General features: G+C 62.3%; 13 protein-coding genes. 3 read left to right on the forward strand and 10 right to left on the reverse strand.

Annotation, left to right across the window (positions count from 1 at the left end):
• Positions 1–111 precede the first annotated feature (111 nt).
• From WX88_RS16040 to WX88_RS16070, 7 genes are all read right to left on the reverse strand, one after another.
• Complete coding sequence (locus tag WX88_RS16040; protein ID WP_046245401.1) at positions 112–378, reverse strand: acyl carrier protein; 267 nt, start codon at positions 376–378, stop codon at positions 112–114.
• Between the two features lie 342 nt (positions 379–720).
• Positions 721–3,351, reverse strand: coding sequence for a DUF5686 and carboxypeptidase-like regulatory domain-containing protein (locus tag WX88_RS16045; protein ID WP_082116079.1), 2,631 nt, complete (start codon positions 3,349–3,351; stop codon positions 721–723).
• A gap of 521 nt (positions 3,352–3,872) precedes the next feature.
• Positions 3,873–4,562 (reverse strand): hypothetical protein, encoded by a 690-nt coding sequence (locus WX88_RS16050; protein ID WP_156176179.1) that lies wholly within the window; start codon positions 4,560–4,562, stop codon positions 3,873–3,875.
• 103 nt (positions 4,563–4,665) lie between these two features.
• Positions 4,666–5,037, reverse strand: coding sequence for a DUF2147 domain-containing protein (locus WX88_RS16055; RefSeq protein ID WP_046245404.1), 372 nt, complete (start codon positions 5,035–5,037; stop codon positions 4,666–4,668).
• Positions 5,038–5,077: 40 nt separating this feature from the next.
• Entirely contained in the window at positions 5,078–9,601 is a 4,524-nt protein-coding gene (locus tag WX88_RS16060) for an efflux RND transporter permease subunit (protein WP_052732755.1), read from the reverse strand.
• Between the two features lie 80 nt (positions 9,602–9,681).
• On the reverse strand, positions 9,682–10,356 hold the full coding sequence (locus tag WX88_RS16065; RefSeq protein WP_046245405.1) for a porin family protein: 675 nt from the start codon (positions 10,354–10,356) through the stop codon (positions 9,682–9,684).
• 127 nt (positions 10,357–10,483) lie between these two features.
• Positions 10,484–11,545, reverse strand: coding sequence for an efflux RND transporter periplasmic adaptor subunit (locus WX88_RS16070; RefSeq protein ID WP_046245406.1), 1,062 nt, complete (start codon positions 11,543–11,545; stop codon positions 10,484–10,486).
• A gap of 270 nt (positions 11,546–11,815) precedes the next feature.
• Here WX88_RS16070 and WX88_RS16075 point away from each other — a divergent pair, with 270 nt between their 5' ends.
• The 3 genes from WX88_RS16075 to WX88_RS16085 all read left to right on the forward strand — a co-directional run bounded on the left by WX88_RS16075 (position 11,816) and on the right by WX88_RS16085 (position 15,004).
• Complete coding sequence (locus WX88_RS16075; RefSeq protein WP_046245407.1) at positions 11,816–12,283, forward strand: hypothetical protein; 468 nt, start codon at positions 11,816–11,818, stop codon at positions 12,281–12,283.
• Positions 12,284–12,479: 196 nt separating this feature from the next.
• A complete protein-coding gene (locus WX88_RS16080; protein ID WP_082116080.1) occupies positions 12,480–14,381 on the forward strand; it encodes a glycoside hydrolase in 1,902 nt (633 codons plus the stop codon).
• A gap of 158 nt (positions 14,382–14,539) precedes the next feature.
• Entirely contained in the window at positions 14,540–15,004 is a 465-nt protein-coding gene (locus WX88_RS16085) for a GNAT family N-acetyltransferase (RefSeq protein ID WP_046245409.1), read from the forward strand.
• 24 nt (positions 15,005–15,028) lie between these two features.
• Here WX88_RS16085 and WX88_RS27785 read toward each other — a convergent pair whose 3' ends face one another.
• From WX88_RS27785 to WX88_RS27790, 3 genes are all read right to left on the reverse strand, one after another.
• On the reverse strand, positions 15,029–16,180 hold the full coding sequence (locus WX88_RS27785) for an adenylate/guanylate cyclase domain-containing protein (protein ID WP_052732756.1): 1,152 nt from the start codon (positions 16,178–16,180) through the stop codon (positions 15,029–15,031).
• Positions 16,181–16,279: 99 nt separating this feature from the next.
• Positions 16,280–17,038: a LytR/AlgR family response regulator transcription factor gene (locus WX88_RS16095; RefSeq protein WP_046245410.1), complete on the reverse strand. Its 759-nt coding sequence runs from the start codon at positions 17,036–17,038 to the stop codon at positions 16,280–16,282.
• Positions 17,039–17,040: 2 nt separating this feature from the next.
• The gene (locus tag WX88_RS27790; protein WP_052732757.1) at positions 17,041–18,132 is read right to left on the reverse strand and encodes a sensor histidine kinase; all 1,092 of its coding nucleotides are present in this window, start codon (positions 18,130–18,132) and stop codon (positions 17,041–17,043) included.
• Between the last annotated feature and the right edge of the window lie 303 nt (positions 18,133–18,435).

Here is an 18,435-nt window from a genome sequence, read left to right on the forward strand (position 1 = left end):
CCGTCATCGTTCAACGACGAGACGCGAAGGGTCGCGTCTCTACACCGGGCGGACTACTTCTGCACGAGTATTTAAGCATCAATGATGAAGTGTCAGCCACCTAAGTTGCGCTCAGCGCTTGGCGGGCGGCGTGGTGTGAGTGGCTACGTAGTTCACGAAGTCGCCGAGGGTGACGAACGGCACATCATCAGGGATGGTGATGTGGAAACAGCTCTCCAGTTCTAGAATGATATCTACGACGTCGAGCAGGTCGAAATAGAGCTGGGTTAGCCGCAGGTTAAGACGCAAACTTCTCACGCGGAGAGATTTGCGCTGGCCGATGATGCGCAGTACTTGTTGTTGCAAGGACCGGGGAGCGAAAGCAGTGGCTGAAGTCATACGAGCGAAGAGGGAGTTGATAAGAAGGTGAAATGTGTTGGTTCGGTACTGAGCCACTGGTAAGACGGCCCTACTCAGCCCGATGGCCTTGATTTTTTAGTATGGTGGAGAGGCGATTAACAGTCCCAAAGTGACTCTCTGAAGCTGCCGGCCACAATGAGAATTTGTGTGAACCGTCATCTACTGAAGCCGAATCGTCGGCATTGGCGTCCGAAACGTTTGTGCCATTGCAGCCCCTGGCCCAGAGGCATATTCGTCGGTGCCGGATGGCCTTGGTTTTGCCAATTTGCGGGACTTCACCACGCCCTTTTTGATTTGGATGATGGTAGGCATCTGACTTGCTTATAGTTTGATAGCTCCCGAAAGCTTCACCACGAACCGTCCTCCATCAAATGGCGATGCCCCCGCTTCGGGCGTGCGATAAGTGAGCCGGTGCACGAAGTCGACGCGCAGCACTTTGAAGATATTTTCCACCCCGTAGCCCAGCTCCACGTAGGGCACGGCCGAGCGCAGGGTGCGGAAGGGCAGGTAGGTTTTTCCATCGGCGGCAGTCAGCTCGTTGGCCCGGGCGTTTTCGGAGCGCAAGCCGCCCCAGAGCACGCTGCTGGTGGCTAGCAGGCGCCAGCCGAGGCGGCGGTTCAGAGCCCGCACGCCGGGTAGCTGGCCCAGGATGAGGTCGTTGAAATAGTGCGTGTAGTGCAACTCGGCCCAATGGTCGCTCACCAGCTCAAAAGATGACAGCGTTTGGGTGGCGTCGCGGAACAAAAACGGCCCCGGCCCGCCGCCCTGGTGCACTTTCAGCAGTGCGTAGGGCGTGGTGCCAAAGACCCAGCCCGCCTGAAAAGTCAGGTCGCCCAGCCCCAGGCCGAACACCGGAAACTGCCGCTGCTCTACCCCGGCGGTCAGTTTCTGGTAGCCCGTGCCGCCGTCGAAGCGGCCCAGCACGCCCGCTGCGGTGAAGGTAGGCGAGGGTTGTTGGCGCAGGGCGCGGCGTTGGTTGTTGCGTAGCAGCACGGCCCGTTCGTTGCGGGTGAATCGGAGGCTGAATGTCGCCTCATCGGCCCGAATGGTGCGGGCCGTGCCAAATGCCAGGGCCGGCTCTTCGCTCACCAAGACTCCGCGGGGATAGAGTGGCGCCAGGTTCAGGTTGCGCAGCGTGAAGCTGCCAGTCAGGCCCGGCCGCAGCAGCTGCTCCAGCCAGAGGGTCGTTTCCTCGAAGGCGAAGGGGTTGCGCTGGCGCAGGTTGCCCCAGCGGTTCAGGGCCAGCAGAATGGGCGTGGCCACGTAGCCGGCTCCCAACTGAGCCAGGGGCACCAAGTCGGAACGAGTGCGCACGCCTATCACGGTGTAGCGGGTGCGGCTCAGCACTTGGCTCACGGCTAGGTTGTACTTGAGGGCCTGGTCCTTGGTACCGTAAGCCAGGGTGCCCTCCAGGTTCAGGTTGCGGCTGAAGGTGGGCGTGGTGCGCAACCCCAGCGCCAGGCGGGAGCCCTCAATATTGTTGTAGGCGTAGGTGCCCGGGAGGTAGCCCAGTTCGACTTTGCCCAGGCTGGCGTAGCCGGTAGCCAGGGTGCGGCCCACGTAGGTGTAGGCGCGCACGGCCGGCAGGGCCCGCAACGAATCCAGCAAGCCATAGCTCGTCGTTGGTCCATCCAGGGAATCGGCCGCCGGGGCCGTTGCAACTGGCGTGGCGGTAGAATCGGGCGGCACCACGGCCAGCGCCGGAGCGGCGGGTGCTCCTGCCCGGTAGGACCGCCAAAATGCCGTATCCGCTTCCGTGTTACGGTCTGGCTCCGGGGCGGCATCGGCGTAAAAGCTGCTGGACTGGGGTTCGGTAACGGCCAGGCGGCGGTTGTCGGTGTGCAGCTGCATGCGCACGCCGGGTAGGGCCTCGCTCAGGTCCTTCAGATTCAGAGCAATGGCGTAGTCCACGGTGCGGGCCAGCCAGGTGCCGTTGGCTTGGCGCTCGCCCTCCTGCCGCAGCCGCAGGCCATCCACGAAGTTGAGGTGCGACTTGGGCGAGAGGCGCAAATCGACCCGCCGCAGGGCATAATCGGCCTTGGTTACCCAAATAGTGCCCGTGAAGACCAAGTCGGTGGGCCGGCGCGGCTCCACGCCCAGCCGGTAGCAAAACTCGCCGGCTATGCGCACGCTGTCTTCGAGCCAGAACTCGTAGTGCAGCCGCCAGGTGTCGGCCAGGGGCGAGGGCAGACTTTGGTTGAGGATGCGCACGCTGTTCTGGTACAGGTCGTAGTCGCGGAAGCCGCTGCCGCTCAGTAGCTGAGCCACGCCGTCGCCGGCTTCCAGGCCAAGGCCCACGGTGCGGGTGCGGGCAATGGCTTCTTTCTGCTCCCGCGGCTGGCGGCGGTAGTAGGTGGTCGACACGGTTTCGGTGCGGCTCAGGGGCAACAGCAGGCGGCCGCGCGCGTCGCGGTAGCGGGGGCCCTGGCGTTCCATCAGCTCGCGCACGGGGCGCAGGGCGCGGCTGTTTTGCAGGGCGCCGGTATTGGTGAGCAGCAGCTCCAGGCGGTTGTAGGCCGTCAGCTCGTAGGCCGGCAGGTGCCCAATGCTGTTTTGCTCCTTACGGGCCACAGCGCGGCGAATGATGGCGTAGGCGGGGTTTTCGCCGGGCTTCACCACTACTTCGCCTAACTCAGTTTGAGCCGCTTGCAGCCGCACCCGCAAGGAACCCTGGCCCGGCCGCCAGCGTAGGGTTTGGGTCTGAAAGCCGACACAGGAAACAACCAGCAGGGTATCGGCCGGCAGCCCCGACAGCCGCAGGACAAACTTGCCTTCGGCATCGGTGGCGGTGCCGTTCTGCGGGCGCAGCTTCGAGTACACGCTGGCTCCCGGCACGCCTTCGTTGGCTTTGCCATCCAGCACGGTGCCCGTCAGGGGCGGCCCGGTTTGGGCAAAGGCTGGCAGGCTAGCCAAGGCCATAAGTAGCCCTGCTATCAGCAAAATAGCTTTCATCGCGTTCAATAGGATGGAATAAGCGGCGCAGACAAGATGCCCAGCGACTACCAGCGCCCTCGTTTCAGCAGCGGTGGCAGCACCTCTGCCCCTGGCATTGACTGGGCCGCCCGCGCCTACATTCGGTGAGCAGCCACGGTTTCGGAGGTGGTGGCCAGTGGCGTGGTCACCTCTGTAGCAACGAGAAGGATGGTTTTATCATGTCGGAGAGGTTGGCTTCAGGTAATAGATACCTAGCCGACTCTTTCCCCCTACGCCACTACAACTTTTTTTTATGGCTGCGGTGCGGCCGGTAAACCTCACCCCGGTCCCGGTTCGCTTGATGCGCGAAGCCCCAGGAGAGGGGAGTCTGACGACTTGGATATTGATTTAAAATCAACTATTAATTTAAGGTTTGGAACATATACTGGCGCGCATTTCCAACGCGCGCCAGTATGAGAATGATATTAAATTGTTACTGTGCCAACGGACTTTCTCGAGCTATTTTAAAGCAAGCTGTAGGGCACCATCAGCAAGCGGGTTTACAAGGGCAATTTCATGCCCAGCAGCGGCGTGAAAAACTGGAGTTGCTGGCCGCTGATTACCGCATCGGGAAGCGAAACCCATGTCAACTCGACGTAGGGAATGAGGCGCCGCTTGGGCGGGAGGTATTCTAGCGTGACCCCGCTGCGCACGGCGTAGGTCATAAAGGAAGGCCGGCCCAGGTTCAGCAGTTGGCCGTTTTGTTCCGATTTCACCTGGGTTGAGCTCACGTAGCTGCCGCCCGTGCCCACGAAGATGCCCGGCGCAAACCGGCCTATTTCCCGCCGGAACCCAATGTCGGCAAACACCGAGGCCACGGTCCCGTTCAGCGACACGTCGTAGCGGTAGTCATTGGGCCCCTTCACTTGCTGTTCCAGCTGTAGTTGCAGTGCATCGAGGGTGATGCGTAGCCATAGGAACCGGAAAAAATCTGGCCGGTTCAGGCTCAACTCGAACGTGGTCGTGGCATCAAAACCCGTCTTCGCTTGATGCTGCAAGCCGCTGCCTGGCAGAGAAGGCCCCACGGCAAACCCGCTGAGCACCGTCAATCCGCGCTTGGAGAGCGGGGCGGGCGGGGCTTCGGCCGGCGGCGTGGTTTGGGCCGGCGCCAGCAGCGGCAGCGCCAGCAAGGCCAGCCCCGGCACGAGCCGGCTGGCTATCGGGACAAAGGAAACTGAAGAAAAGGCCATCGTGAAAATGCAGTTTAAAGACATGAGAACCCGCCGCACTGGCTTGGTCGGATGGAGTAAATCAAACAGCTAATCTGGCAGCGCCAGGGCCGGCCCGGCAATCTTATTTGGGGCCGGGCTGGCGCGTCCAGGCCTCTTTGTGGGCCGTCAGGCCCATCACTTTCACGCGCAGTTCCAGGGTGTTGGCGCCGGTGGGAACCAGCGTGGCGTTGTAGTCCTTGCCCGTGTCGGGGTCCAGCACCTTGCCAGTCAGGTCGTTGCCGTCCGGCTTCATTCCTTTCAGGATGTAGGTATTGAGCTGCGCCTTCTTTTTGGGGTTGTTGGGGTCTTTGCGGAAGGCCACGTAGCGGCCCGAATATACGTCGCCTTGGCGGGTGATTTCGACTACTGCGTCCTGGTCGGCAGAGAGCCAATAACCGGTAAAGTTGGCCGGAGTGAAGGAAAGCAAAATATTGAGCAACCAGACAGTTAGCATGATGAATGAGAAAAGGTGAAAAGAAAAAAGGAGATTCTACCTATAGACCACTCGCGGTGGCCAGCTCCAGCTCCACTTGCGCGGCTTGGAGGTCGTAGAGGGCCTGCAAGCGGTTGGCGCGGGCCTGGGTGAGGTCTTCCTCGGCGTTGGTAAGGTCGGTCCAGCGGGCCAGGCCCTTGCGCCAGCGGCTTTGGGTGAGCTGGTAGGCCCGTTCGGCGGCGCCTACGCTGAGCTGCTGGGCGGCCAGCTGCTCCTGGGTATCGCGGAGGGTGGCGGCGGCCGTGCGGGCTTCGGCGGCTACTTGCGTGGCCTGGGCGCGGCGCTGCTGCTCGGCCTGCCGCACGGCCACCTGGGCCTGCTGGGTGCGTAGGCGAGTGGTGGGGTTGAAGAGCGGCACGTTGAGCTGCAAGCCGCCGTAGAGCGTCTTGGGCCATTGCTGGTCCCGGAACCGAAAGTCCTGGGCCTGCGAGGCCGTGCTGTACTGCCCAAATAGCGCCAGCGTGGGCAAGCTGCGGGTGCGGGCCAGCCCGACTTGCTCCTGGCTCAGGCGTTGGTTCAGCTCGGCTTCGCGCAGCTCGGGGCGGCCGCTCAGGGCCCGCTCCACCGCGGCGTTTTCGTCGGGCAGCGCGGGGCTGGCGGTGGGCTGGTAGGCCAGCAGCAAGGTGTCGGTGAGCACGGGCAGGGTGCCGGGCGGCAGGTCGAGGCGGGTGGCCAGGTCGGCGCGGGCGGCCAGGGCCGAGCGTTCGAGGCGGCTGAGCGTGGGGCGCACGCCCACGGCGCGCACGTAGGCCCGCAGCGTGTCGGCGTCGGTGGCCAGGCCCACGCGCTGGCGGGCGCGGGCTTCGCGCAGCAGTTCCTGGTAATGAGCCAGGCTCTGGCGGGCCACCCGTTGCTGAGCCTGGGCCAGGAGCACCCGCAGGTACAGCCGTTTCACGTCGGCCACTTGCTGGGCCTCGGTGCCGCGCAGCCGCTCCTGGCTGATGGTCAGCTCGGTGGCGGCCAGGCGGCGGTTCGCCCGCAGTTCGGGCTGCAGGAGGGGCAGCGCCGCATTCACGGCCCCGGAGTAGGCGTTTTTGGCCGCCGCTTCCACCGCCTGAAATTCGCTGGTCGAGAAGCCCAGCCCGCCGGTGGCGGGGTCGGGCGCGATGGTCGGGAAGAAAAACACCGGCGCCTTGAAGTTGCGGGTGTACTGGCCGGTGGCGTTGAGCGTGGGCAGCGCGGCAGCCGCGGCTTCGCGGCGGCGCAGCTCGCCGCGCTGCACGTCGAGGCGGGCGGCTTGCACGGCTGCGTTCTGGCTGCGGGTGCGGGCCAGGGCTTCGGCCAGGCTCAAGGGCATTTCCGCTTGCGCTGCCTGGGCCGGAGTTGGCTGCCCAGATTGAGCTGGTGGGTTCACTTGGGCCCGAGCTGGCAAGCTGCTCAATATCAGTACCAAAATAGTAGCCGTGCCGGCTGCCAGTGCGGGGGTGCCGCGCCGTTTTTCCAGCCAATTGCTGAGGGTGGTTTGCAGCTTGGCGAAGGTGAAGTACACGGCTGGCACCAGCACCAGCGTCAGCACCATCGAGGAGCTCAGGCCGCCAATCAGGGTCCAGGCTAGGCCGGTTTTCAGCTCGGCGCCGGGGGCGGTGCTCAGGGCGATGGGGAGCATGCCGAACACCATGGCCAGCGTCGTCATCAGGATGGGGCGCAGGCGGGTGGTGCCGGCTTCGAGCAGGGCGGCTTGAAGCTCCTGGCCTTCGTCGCGGTTGTGGTTGGCCCGGTCCACGAGCAGGATGGCGTTTTTGGCCACCAGCCCCAGCATCATAATCAAGCCCAAGATGGTGAAGACGTTGAGCGAATTGTTGGTGATGGCCAGGGCAAACAAGGCCCCCACCAGCGCCACCGGAATCGAGAAAAGCACCACCAACGGGTACAGCCACGAGTTGTAGAGGGCCACCATCACGAGGTACATCAGCAGGATGGCCGCCCCAAACACCACCGCCAGCGGCCCGAAGGCGTCGTCTTGCAATTCCAGGTCGCCGGCGTAGGCCAGGCGCACGGTGGGCGGAATGCGGAGCTGGTCCACGGCCGTGCGCAGGTCGTTGCCGATGTCGCCCACCGGCCGGCCCACGGCCTGCGCAAACACGGTCACGGCGTTGTCGCGGTCCTTGCGTTCGAGCACGGCGCGGGCGTAGTCGCTGCGCAGCCGGGCCACTTGGCCCAGTTCCAGCAGCTGCCCTTGGGCGTTGATGACCGGCACTTTGCCCAGCTGCTCGGGGCTGGTGCGGGCCGTGGAATCGAGCCGCACCCGCAGCGTGGTGCTCTGCTCGCCGCGCTGCACTTTCAGGTCGTCGTAGCCGGTGAGGGCCGTGCGCAGGGTGCCGCCCACTTCGGCGGTGGTCAGCCCGAAGCGCGCCACTTTTTCGCGGTCGAGGTCCACGCGCACTTCGGGGCGGCGGCTTTGGCCGCTCACCCGCACGTCGGCGGTGCCCGCAATGCGGCGCAGGGCGTCGGAAATGCGGACGGCGTGGCGCTCCACTTCCTCGCGGTTGGCCCCGCTCACGATGAGCTGCACCGGAGCCCCGTCGCCCGAGCCCAGGATGCCAATCGGCGACACCCGCGCCGTAAGGCCGGGGAACTTGGCCACGTCCTGCTTCACGGCGGCGGCTAGCTCGGTGAGGGTGGCTTTCCGCTCGCTCTGGGGCACGAAAGTGATGTTGATTTCGGCCGTGTTGGTCGACGACAGCCCCACCAGCCCGTCGGGGTTGGCGCCCACGTTGGTGAACACGCGCCGCACTTCGGGCCGGCGGCGCAGGGCGGCTTCGACCTGCTGGGCGGCGCGGTCGGTTTCGGCCAGCGTGGCGCCCTCGGGCAGTTGCATCACCAGCGTCACCTCCCCCTTGTCGGTGGGGGCCATGAAGGCGCCGCCCACCAGCCCGAGCGCCGGCAGCGCCACCGCCGCCACAAACAGGGCCAGCACCAGCGCGTACACCGTGCGGCGGTGGTTCAGGCTCCACTGCAATAGCTGGGTGTAGCCGTCCTGCAGCCGCTCGTACTGCCGCTCAATCCAGCGCCCGAAAGCGCCCATCACGCCCGGCGCCTGCACGTCTTCCAGCTTGCCAAAACGGGCGGCAATCATGGGCGTGAGGGTGAACGAAACCAGCAGCGAAGCCATCGTGGACACCACGACCACCAGCGAAAACTGCCGCAGCAAGTCGCCCACCAAGCCCGGCGCCAACGACAGCGGCACGAACACCACCACGTCGACCAGCGTCACGGCCAGGGCCGCGAAGCCGATGGTCATGCGCCCTTTCAGGGCTGCCTCGCGCTTTTCCACGCCCTGCTCCAGTTGGTGGTAAATGCTTTCGAGCACCACAATCGAGTCGTCGACCAAGATGCCCACCACCAGGCTCACGGCCAGCAATGTGAGCAGGTTTAGGGTGAAATCCATGAGCAGCATGGCGCCGAACGTGGTCAGCAGCGAGGCCGGAATGGCCACCATCACAATCAGCGAGGAGCGCAGCGAGTGCAGAAACACGAACATCACCAGCGCCACCAGCCCCACGGCCAGTATCAGGTCGTGGTTCACGGCTTCGGCGGCGGCCAGCGTGAACTCGGAGCCGTCCTGCGCAACCAGGAATTTCAGCCCGCTGGCCTTGTTTTCGGCTTCGATTACCTTCAGCTCGGCCCGCACCAATTCGCTTACCTCCACGTTGTTGGCGCTGCTTTGCTTGGAGACGAGCAGGCCCACCGCCGCCTGCCCGTTGAAGCGGTTCAGGTTTTCGATGGGCTTCTCGCCCAGGCGCAGCGTGGCCACCTCGCCCAGGCGCACCTGGCGGCCGTTTTCGCTCACCCGCACCACCACCTGGCGCAGGCCAGCGAGGTCGTCGCTCTTGCCCAGCACCCGCACGGCGTAGCGGCTGCTGCCCGCGTCGAGGGCGCCGGCCGGCACGTTGAGGTTGGCCGCCTGCAACGCCCCCACCACGCCCTGCACCGACACATCCAGGGCGCGCAGCTTTTCGGGGTCGAGGTTCACTTCCACCTCGCGCTCGGTTTGGCCCACCAGCGTGAGCTGGCCCACGCCCGGCACCTGCGCCAGCCGCGGCCGAATGCGCGTTTTCAGCAGCTCGCCCAAGTCGGCGGCCGAGAGCCGGCTGGTGGCCGCCAGGCGCAGCACCGGCAAGTCGGTGAGGGCGAACTTGCTCAGGGCCGGGGCTTTCACGCCCGCGGGCAGGGTGCTCGTCAGCTCGTTCACCCGCCGCTGGCAGTCCTGCAGGGCCAGGTCCACGTCGGTGCCGACCCGGAATTCGACCGTCACCACCGACACGTTTTCCAGGCTTTGAGCGGTGATGCGCTTCACGCGGCTGGCGGCGGCCACGGCGTCTTCCATGGGTTTGGTTACGCTGGTTTCCAGCTCCTGCGGCGAGGCGCCGGGCCAGGTGGTGGTCACCGTCACGAAGGGCGTGGAGATGTCCGGCAGCAGCTCGTAGCGCAGCTGGGTGTAGGCAAACAGCCCGCCCAATCCCAGCACCAGAAACAGCACGATGATGAGGATGGGCCGCGAAATCGATAGTTGGGTCAGGTTCATGGGGAGCTAGTGGTTTGGGTAGCGGTGGGCTCGGCTTTTCGCATGGCCACCTACCGCGCATTATTCACGTAATCAGGTGCTTATTTGCCGCCGAACAGGTAGTGGGCTTGCAGCTGGAACACCGAATTGCGCACGTTGGGGTTGTTCTGCCGCACGCTGGTGCCGTCGGCCACGTAGCTCCCTTCTTTGTACACCCGGGAGAAGTCGCCGGTGTAGCGCAGGCCCAGGCCCAAACCGCTGGTAATCTGGTAGCCCAGCCCGGCTACGAAGCCGCCCGCCACCTTGTTGAACGAGCCGGTCGATTTGCCCAGCGGGCCGGCCAGGTTGTCGTCGGTGCGGTCGTTGACGGTGCGCTGCCCGGCCAGGAAGCTCACCTGCGGGCCCAGCTCGAAAAACAGGCCCGTGCCGTCGTCATTGCCGCCAGCTGTGATTTTGGCCAGCACCGGCACGTCGATGTAGTGCAGCGTGGAGCGTACCTCGTCGTTCAGCCCGAAAGGCCGGCCGTTTTTCTCGTAGGTCACGCCTTTTTGCGAATACAGCACCTCGGGTTGCAGGGAAACGATGTCCGACAGGCCGAAATTGAACAGCACCCCGGCCTGGAAACCGGGCTTATAGGCGAGGTTTTTCGCGTTTTTGCCTACGAACGAGCTGAGGCTGCCCCCGCCTTTGATGCCGACGCGGGGACCCGATTGTGCGTGCGCTGTGGTGGCGAGGCCGGCCACGAGCAGGGCCAGCGAAAACAGAGTCTTTTTCATGAGTGAAACAGGAATTGGGTGAAGAGGAAATGAGGGAAAGAGGCGGAAAATTTGGCGCAGCCGGGCACCGTTCCACCGGCCCGGTGGCCGGCGGTCTGATCAACCGTTGTGTCTATTGATGAAGGAGTTAATTCGTGCGCAGGCGCACTTTCAGGCCGTCGCGCAGGGCGTCGGTGCCGCTGGTCACCACCCGTTCGCCCGCCCGCAGGCCGGCCCGGATGGCCACTTCGTTGCCGAGCGTGGGGCCCAGGGCCACGGGGCGCCGCTGCACCCGCCGCGCGGCGTCGAGCACGTACACGGCGGGCTCCTGGGCTTGCGCGGCCAGGGCGGTGCGGGGCACCAGCAGGTGGCGGGCGGTGTCGGTGGACGCCAGGCGCACCCGGGCCGTGAGGCCCACCCGCAGCGGGGCGGCGGGGCGGTTGTTGGCAATGCGCAATTCCACCGGGAAGCGGCCAGCCTCGCCGCCCTTCAGCCCAATGTGGTGCACGGTGCCGGCAAAGTCCAAGTTCGGGTAGGCCTCGAAGCGCACCGGCAGGCGGCGGCCCACGCGCCACTCGCGCAGCTCGGCTTCGGGCACTTGCACGAGCAGCTTCACCTCGGCCACGTCGAGCAGGGTGAGCAGCGGCGCGCCGGGCTGCACGTACTGGCCGGGCTCCACCGGCTTTTCATTCACCGTGCCGCTGATGGGGGCCTTCACCACGGCATCGGCCAACTGCTTTTCGAGGCCGGTGACTTGGGCGCGGGCGTTGGTGGTTTGCAGGCGGGCGGCTTCCACGTCGGCCAGCGGGGCGTTCTTTTCGGCCAGCAATTCTTCCTGCCGTTGCTGGTCGAGTTGGGCCTTGGCCAGCGCCGCGCGGGCCGCGCCGAGGTTGGCCTGGGCGGCGGCCTGGTCGAGGCGCAGCAGCGGCTGGCCGGCGCGCACGGTTTGGTTCAGGCCCACCAGCACCTGGCGCACCAGGCCGGGCGTGGGCGCGGTGAGGGCCACTTCGCGCCGGGCTTCGGTTTGGCCGAGGTACTCGCTTTCCGGGGCCAGGCGCCGCAGCGTGGCCGGGGCCACGGCCACCGTTACGGGCAGTGGCGCTTGGAGGCGGGCCGTCTGAGCAGCCTGGCTTTCTTGCCGGGCGAAAAGCCAATAAAACAGGCCAGCCAGGCCCAGCGCTCCCACTAATACGGTTATCCAGAATTTCATATGCCGCGTCGCTTTTGGTTGTTTGACGAGGCGAAATACGCGGCGCATTCAGGCCCCGGACGGCCCAAACTGCCTCAACTGCCGAAACCCGAAACCGAACTGCCGAAAGCGGCTACGCAATGAATAATTGTGGTTTCGTGCCGGCGGCTGTTTGGCGCCTGCATGCATGCCAATCGCGGGGCTTTTTGCGGTGCCGGTTGTCGTACTTGCCGGCTCGTAGACATTCCCAATTCGTAGACTTGAAAACTAAGAATCCCAGCTTTCCAGAAAATGGTGATTAACCGAAACAACAAAGCGCATCAGATCAATGGCTATCTGGACGGAGTCGCCGTTTTTAGCAGCATGTTCTTGCGCAACGGAGCAGTTACGTTCGAAACCGAGTTGCTGGAGCCAGGCAGCTTTCAGAAAAGCGCGGCTCGCGAATCCACCGAAACTGAGTTTAAAGTGGTGATGCTGCAATGGCTGCGATTTGGTCTTATCGAGCGGTATGCTAACGAATTATCGGCCCTTGGGCCAGCTGTGGTAGCGGGCAACAACTCCTACGAACGCGCCCTACTGATGGCGACCGATGATGTGATAACCGAGGCGCTGAACCACATACGGGAGTTCTTTTTCGGCGAGGAATTCAAGATTTATTACCCGTTAAAAAAGATAAAATCCATCGAAGTGCTTCAGGATGAATTCGTGTTTATGAGCACGGAAGCGCAATTATATATTCGGGGCGGATGGTCTGACTAATCAAAAATCACCCCTTTATTTTGAGGCTTTAATCCTACTGAAACGGATAGTTCGGAGAAAATTATAGAGAGCCACCTTCACCTGAAAGAAGAAGGTAAGCAGGCTGCTCACTTCCGGTTAAAAATTAAATCAGTTATAATTTCACCGGGAGCTTACCCTAGCAGAGAGCAACCAACACGACACAAGTGGCACGTAGATGAAGCAATTCTTCCTAACTCAATTACTGGTTCTTTGCCTGCCAGTGGCGGCATTTTGTAAACTCTGGACGCTATCGGACGCGTCGCTGGAAGTGCAGTTTGATGACCAGACCGTCCGGCTCTCGGTTACGGACAAGCGCTGCGGGAAAATCTGGACCCAGGATGCCGGGCAACAGAACTATACCGTAATCAGCGCCAAGCAGACCGGGAATGTATTAGCAGTGAATTTCAAGGGGAAATATCCTTTCAGCGCTACGTTCGAGTTGGCAACTCCATCAGCACTCAAGGTGAGCGTGTTGGCTAACAAGGACGTGCAGATGGATGAGCTAGCATTTCCTGCGGCCTTTTCCTCGCCCAAAGAGCATTTATTGCTCTATACCGATGGCGGCGGTTTTCTGCTTCCGGTAGAGGACAAAGAATATCCGGTAGGAAACGGGATTACTTATTTCTGCGGGGGTGGCCTTTCAATGGCGTGGATGGGGCTTACGGATGCCAACTTCAAAACGGGGTACATGGCTATTCTGGAAACGCCTTATGATGCCGCGTTGAGGACGAGGCGAGATAATGGCGTGGTTTCTTTCTCGCCCATCTGGCTTTCCTCTATGGGAAAGTTCAGCTACAAGCGCACCGTAGCCTATCATTTCTTTGATGCGGGAGGGTACGTGGCGCAATGCAAAAAATACCGTGACTTTATCTGGAAAAAGAATAAGGTCATCACGCTAAGAGAGCACGAAAAAAGAACGCCGGCCTTGGCTAAAATGATGGGTGCCCCGCATATCTACGTGTGGGACAACGCCCGGGAGGCTCGCTTCGCAAAAGAAATGAAGCAAGCCGGCGTCGAGAAGGCCTTTATTTTGTGGGACGGGAACCACACCCCTTATCCCGAAAAGGATTACGACAGCCGCTTGAAGGAGCTGGGCTACGCGGCCGGCGCCTACGATTTATATACGGATTTGCATTACGCCGACACGGCTTCTTTTGCCGTGGACGAGCAGGGGCCCAGGCGTTTTGCCAGGGGCGGCTATCCGGGCCTGTTCAATGAGCTGGCGGCCCGGAAAGCGAATGGCAAGACCTACTTCAACCAATTCGGGCACACCATCTGCCCAGCCGTAATACGCCCGCACATCATAAAACGGGTGAGCCGGGAGTTGAAGGAGTTTCCGCACGAGGCCTATTTCCTGGACGTTTATCAGGCCAACGGCTTGTTTGAATGCTATTCGCCGAAGCACCCGTTAACGCGGCAGCAGTTCGCCGAAGAGGCCATCAGGAACTACCGGTTAGTCGCCGAGAAATACGGGCAGTACATGGGCGGCGAATGGGGCGCCGACTACGTGGGCCCCAACAGCGTGTTCGTCCACGGCATGATGACCCTGCAACGTACGTGGTTCGGGTCCGATATTACCAAGAAAGGCTCCATCTACTGGTATGGCGATTGGAAGAACAACGCGCAGCCTTCGCAACTGCTTGGCACCAACGTGGCGCCCGACCAATACCTGCGCTATTCCATCAACGAGTACAACCGGGTGCCGCTCTATGAACTCGTCTACCATGACGCTGTGGTTACCTCCTGGCGCTGGGAAGACGGCAACCAGCACAATCCGGAAATATGGTGGAAAAAGGACCTATTTAACGTTTTATACGGTTCCGCACCGTTGTGGAACCTCGGCGGCGATGTGTGGGACAGGTACAAATTGACGTTTCTGGAAAGTTACCAGAAAGTGTGCCCCTGGTTGCAGCAGATTGGTTATGATGAGATGGTAGCACACCAATTCCTTACCAAGGACCACACGTTACAGGAGAGCATTTTCTCCTCCGGAAAAAGAGTGGTGGTGAATTTTAGTGCTGAAGCGACGGCCTATCAGGGAAAAGTAATTAGGGCTAAAGGGTTTGTGATTCTTTAATTAGAGCGTAAAGAAAGGCCATTGGCGGTGGTAAAGCAGCCGGTGATTCGTACCTTATCTTAGCGCCGTCTGAATCGTTCACAAATGCGAGCTACCTCGTTCGCGCTACCACCTGCTCCTCAACACGGAGGACGAACCCGCTCCGCACTCGACCCGCCATGCCTCAAGAGTTGACCATCCGCGCCGCTACTTTGGACGACTTGGAAGTATTGCTCGGCTTTCAGCAGGGAGTAGTGGCCGCCGAACGTCCATTCGACCCCACGCTCAAGCCAGGCGAGCTCCAGTATTATGATATTGAGGAATTGATAAAGGCGCCCCACGTGTACCTCGTCGTCGCGGAGTACAACCAGCAGCTTATTGCCTCGGGTTACGCGCGAATTCAGGCGGCGAAACCGTATTTGCTTCACGACAAATACGCTTATCTGGGGTTCATTTACGTGCGGCCCGAATACCGCGGCCAGGGCGTGAGCACGCGCATCCTGGCGGCCCTCAAGCAATGGGCGCAGCAGCAGGGGCTGACGGAAATGCGGCTGGAAGTGTACTCCGATAATACCGCCGCGCGGCGCGCCTACGAGAAATTTGGGTTCAGCGCGCACATGCTGGAAATGCGGGCGGCGGTGTGAGTACTGGCGCTGCTTTGGCCGGGGCTACTCCGTGCGCACCTCCAGCAAGTCCACGTCGTCGGCTTTGCCGCGCAGGCGCACCGCGCCTACTTCGCGCACGACCAGCCCCGACAAGTCCCCCAGCCGGGCGCGAATTTCCCCCGATATGAGGAAGTGCGCGCCGAGGCCATTGCACTGGGCCTGAATCCGGGCGGCGGTGTTCACCACGTCGCCGTGGTAGGCGATTTCGCTTTTGATGTCGCCGACTTGGGTGGCCGTCACCCAGCCGCCGTGCAGCCCGGCTTTGAACGTGGGCACCGCGCCGTAGCGGTCCAGGTACTGCTGCTGGCGTTGCCGAAACTGCTGCTCGATGGCAAAAAAACAGTGCAGGCACCGCGCCTGCGCCAGCCCGTGCCGCGCCAGCCAGGTGATGACCACCTCGTCGCCGACGTATTGGTATACTTCCCCGCGGGCCGCCAGAATCGCCGCCCCCATGTCGTGAAAACAGTCGCTAATGAAGCGGCTGTACTGGCGGCTGCCCAGCCGCTCGGCCAGCGAGGTGGAGTCTTTCAAGTCCAGAAACATAAAAATCCGGTCTTCCGGCACCGGACGAAAATAACGCCCGGTAAGAAATGCCCAGAACACCCGCGGGCCCATCAGGCGAATCATCTGGTGCAGGAACACCGCCCCCACCATGGCCACGCCATAAGCCAGCAGCAGTTGCCGGAAGTCGGGCCGACGCAGCAGTGACCAATCCGGATGCTGCATGGCTTGCATGAAGGCGTCGGCTTGCCGGAACGAGGCCAGCAGGACGGGGTATTCCGGGGCGCTCCGAATCACCTCCTGCATCAGGCCCGCCAGCAGCACGATGAACAGCAGCAGCACCAGCAGGTGCAGCAGCGCGGCCAGAAGCAAGGCCAGGGGCAAGCGTTTGCGCGCCAGAAAGCCGGGAAACACCCCCACTTCCAGCACGCCAATCAACACTCCGACCGGAAACGCGATGAACAGGATGAAGAGCAAATCGGTCAGTTGTCCGCCCGAGGATAGGAGGCTCGTGAGTTCCATCAGGGCCGAAAACACCACCGCCATCACCAGAATGGCGCGAAGTTTATACTGCCGCACCGGCGTCAAAAAACTACTGGCTGGCTGTGGCGCCAGCACCGATTCGCTCGGTAAAAAGGAAAGGTCGTTTTTCATGGCGCCGACGTGTTTTTCAGTCGGTTAAATACTGAATTTCATATTATTGGACCGTAATGCCGGCAGAAGGAAAAACGAGCGAAGGGCCGACAACACGGCTCACGAGTTCAGCCACTGCTTAAAGCCCGGGGCGGTGAGGCGGCTCACCAGCACCTCCAATTTGCCGGGCGTGAGCTGCACGCTCAGGCGGCCGTCGAAGTGCCGGTGCATTTTGCCGATGGCCGCCGCGCTGGCGATGCACTGCCGGGTGAGGCGGAAAAACCGGCGCGGGTCGAGCGAAGCTTCCAGGGCGTCAAGCGGCTCTTCGATGATGAGCTTGCTGGCGTCGCGGCACACGAGGTGGGTGATTTTATTTTCGAGGTAGAAGTAGGCCACGTCGGCGGCGTCGACCATGCGCAGCTCGTCGCGCACGTACACCAGAAAGCGGCTGCGGTAGCGGCGCTCGGCCTGCCAGGTTTCGAGCAGCGCCGTGAGGTTGGCCGGGGCGGTTTGCTGGGCCACTCGCTGCTGCCGAAAGCGGGCCAACGACTCGCCCAGCGCCGCTTCCTCAATGGGCTTCAGCAGGTAGTCGAAACCGTTGTATTTGAAGGCCTGCAACGCGTATTCGTCGTAGGCGGTGCAGAAGATGATGGGCACCGGCTGCGGCAACTCGCGCAGCAGCTCGAAGCTAAGGCCGTCGGTGAGCTGAATGTCGGACAGCACCAAGTCCGGCAGGGGAGGGGCGGCTGCTAGCCACTCGCGGCCCTTCCGCACCGACGGAATGCGGCCCACGACCCGGGCATCCTGCTGCTGCCGCAGCAGCAGGCGCTGCAGCCGCTCGGCTGACAGCGTTTCGTCTTCAATAATCAATACGTCCATTGTCAAACAAATCTTTCGCCTTTACCGATTGAGCCATTAGGGTGTGTCAGCAGCGGCAGCCTCACCCGATAGCAGTCCGAGGTGCTTTCTACGTGCACGGGAGCCGTGGCGCCGGCGGCCTCGTAGCGGCGGGCTACGTTGCGCAGGCCCACACCGGTGGAGGCGGCGGGGTAGGCCAGCGGTTGGCGGTTGTTTTCGACCACCAGCCATTGGTCTTCGGTGCGGATGCGGATGCGCAGTGGCTCATCGGCCTCGATGCGATTGTGCTTCACAGCGTTTTCGACTAGCAGCTGTACCACCATGGGCAGCACCTGGTGCGCTTGCTGTTCCTCGCTCACGCAGATTTCCACGGCCAATCCTTCGGGGTAGCGGGTTTGCAGCAAGAAGAGGTAGGCCCGAACCAGGTGCAGCTCGGCGTGCAGCGGCACGCGGCTGGCGTGGCGGTGCTGTAGCACGTAGCGGTACACCGTGGCCATACGCTCTACAAACGTGACTGCGCGTACCGGGTCGGCCTCAATCACAGCCGTGAGCGTGCTGAGGGTATTGAATAGAAAATGCGGGTCCAGCTGCTGTTGCAGGGCGTGCAGGCGGGCCTGGGCGGCATCGGCGGTGGCTTCCTCGCGGGCCTGGGCCTCCACCTGCCAATAGCTGAAAAACGAGGCCCCGATGTAGGTGCCTGACAGCAGAAACGCTGTGAACAGCCCCACCAGCAGTAGCGGCAGCAGCTCGACGAAGCGCACGGGCTCGGCTGCGGTGTCGTAATCGCAAATGTAAATATAAAGCCAGGCCGCCCCCAGCGTAAATAGCAAGGCAATAGCAGTTTGCAAGCCCATTTGCAGCGCTACCCGCCGCAGCGGCCGTTGTGCCCAGGCCACGTGCCGGTCGAGGTACCGTGAGAGCAGCACGCCGGTTTCAAAGGTTAAATAGGCCAGGATCACGCCCATGCTCAGCGCCGCCCCGTTTTGCGGGCTTAGGCTATTCCAGGCCGGGTCGCCGGGTTCGGTTTGGGGGTACACAATCACGAGGGCCATGTAGAAGAGCAAGCCCACCAGCGGAATGCCCAGCCGCCGAAACCAGCGCATAAAAGAGTCCATGAGCAGTCTAGATAAATGAAAGCTGAAAATTACTTCCTGCGGAAGCAGTCGGCTGGGTAGGTGTAGAAGCCCCGCAGCATTGACCTAAAGGTCAGATTACTGCCCGAAAAGGACCTATTATTAAGCAGTTTGGACGTACAGAATAAGCATCGGAATTGTTTAAAAACCACCTCCAAAGTGTTGCCCCCTCTGTCTGGGCGAGCAACGGCTGGCGTTGATACAATGAATACCCCGGCCCGGCGTAGAGGTAAGGGGTGAAGCGGCGCGCCGCTGGCCCCAGCAAAAAGCGGCCGTTGAAAAACA

Origin of the sequence: Hymenobacter terrenus (genome assembly GCF_000972495.1) — a bacterium.
In the GTDB taxonomy this organism is placed as follows: Bacteria; Bacteroidota; Bacteroidia; order Cytophagales; family Hymenobacteraceae; genus Hymenobacter; species Hymenobacter terrenus.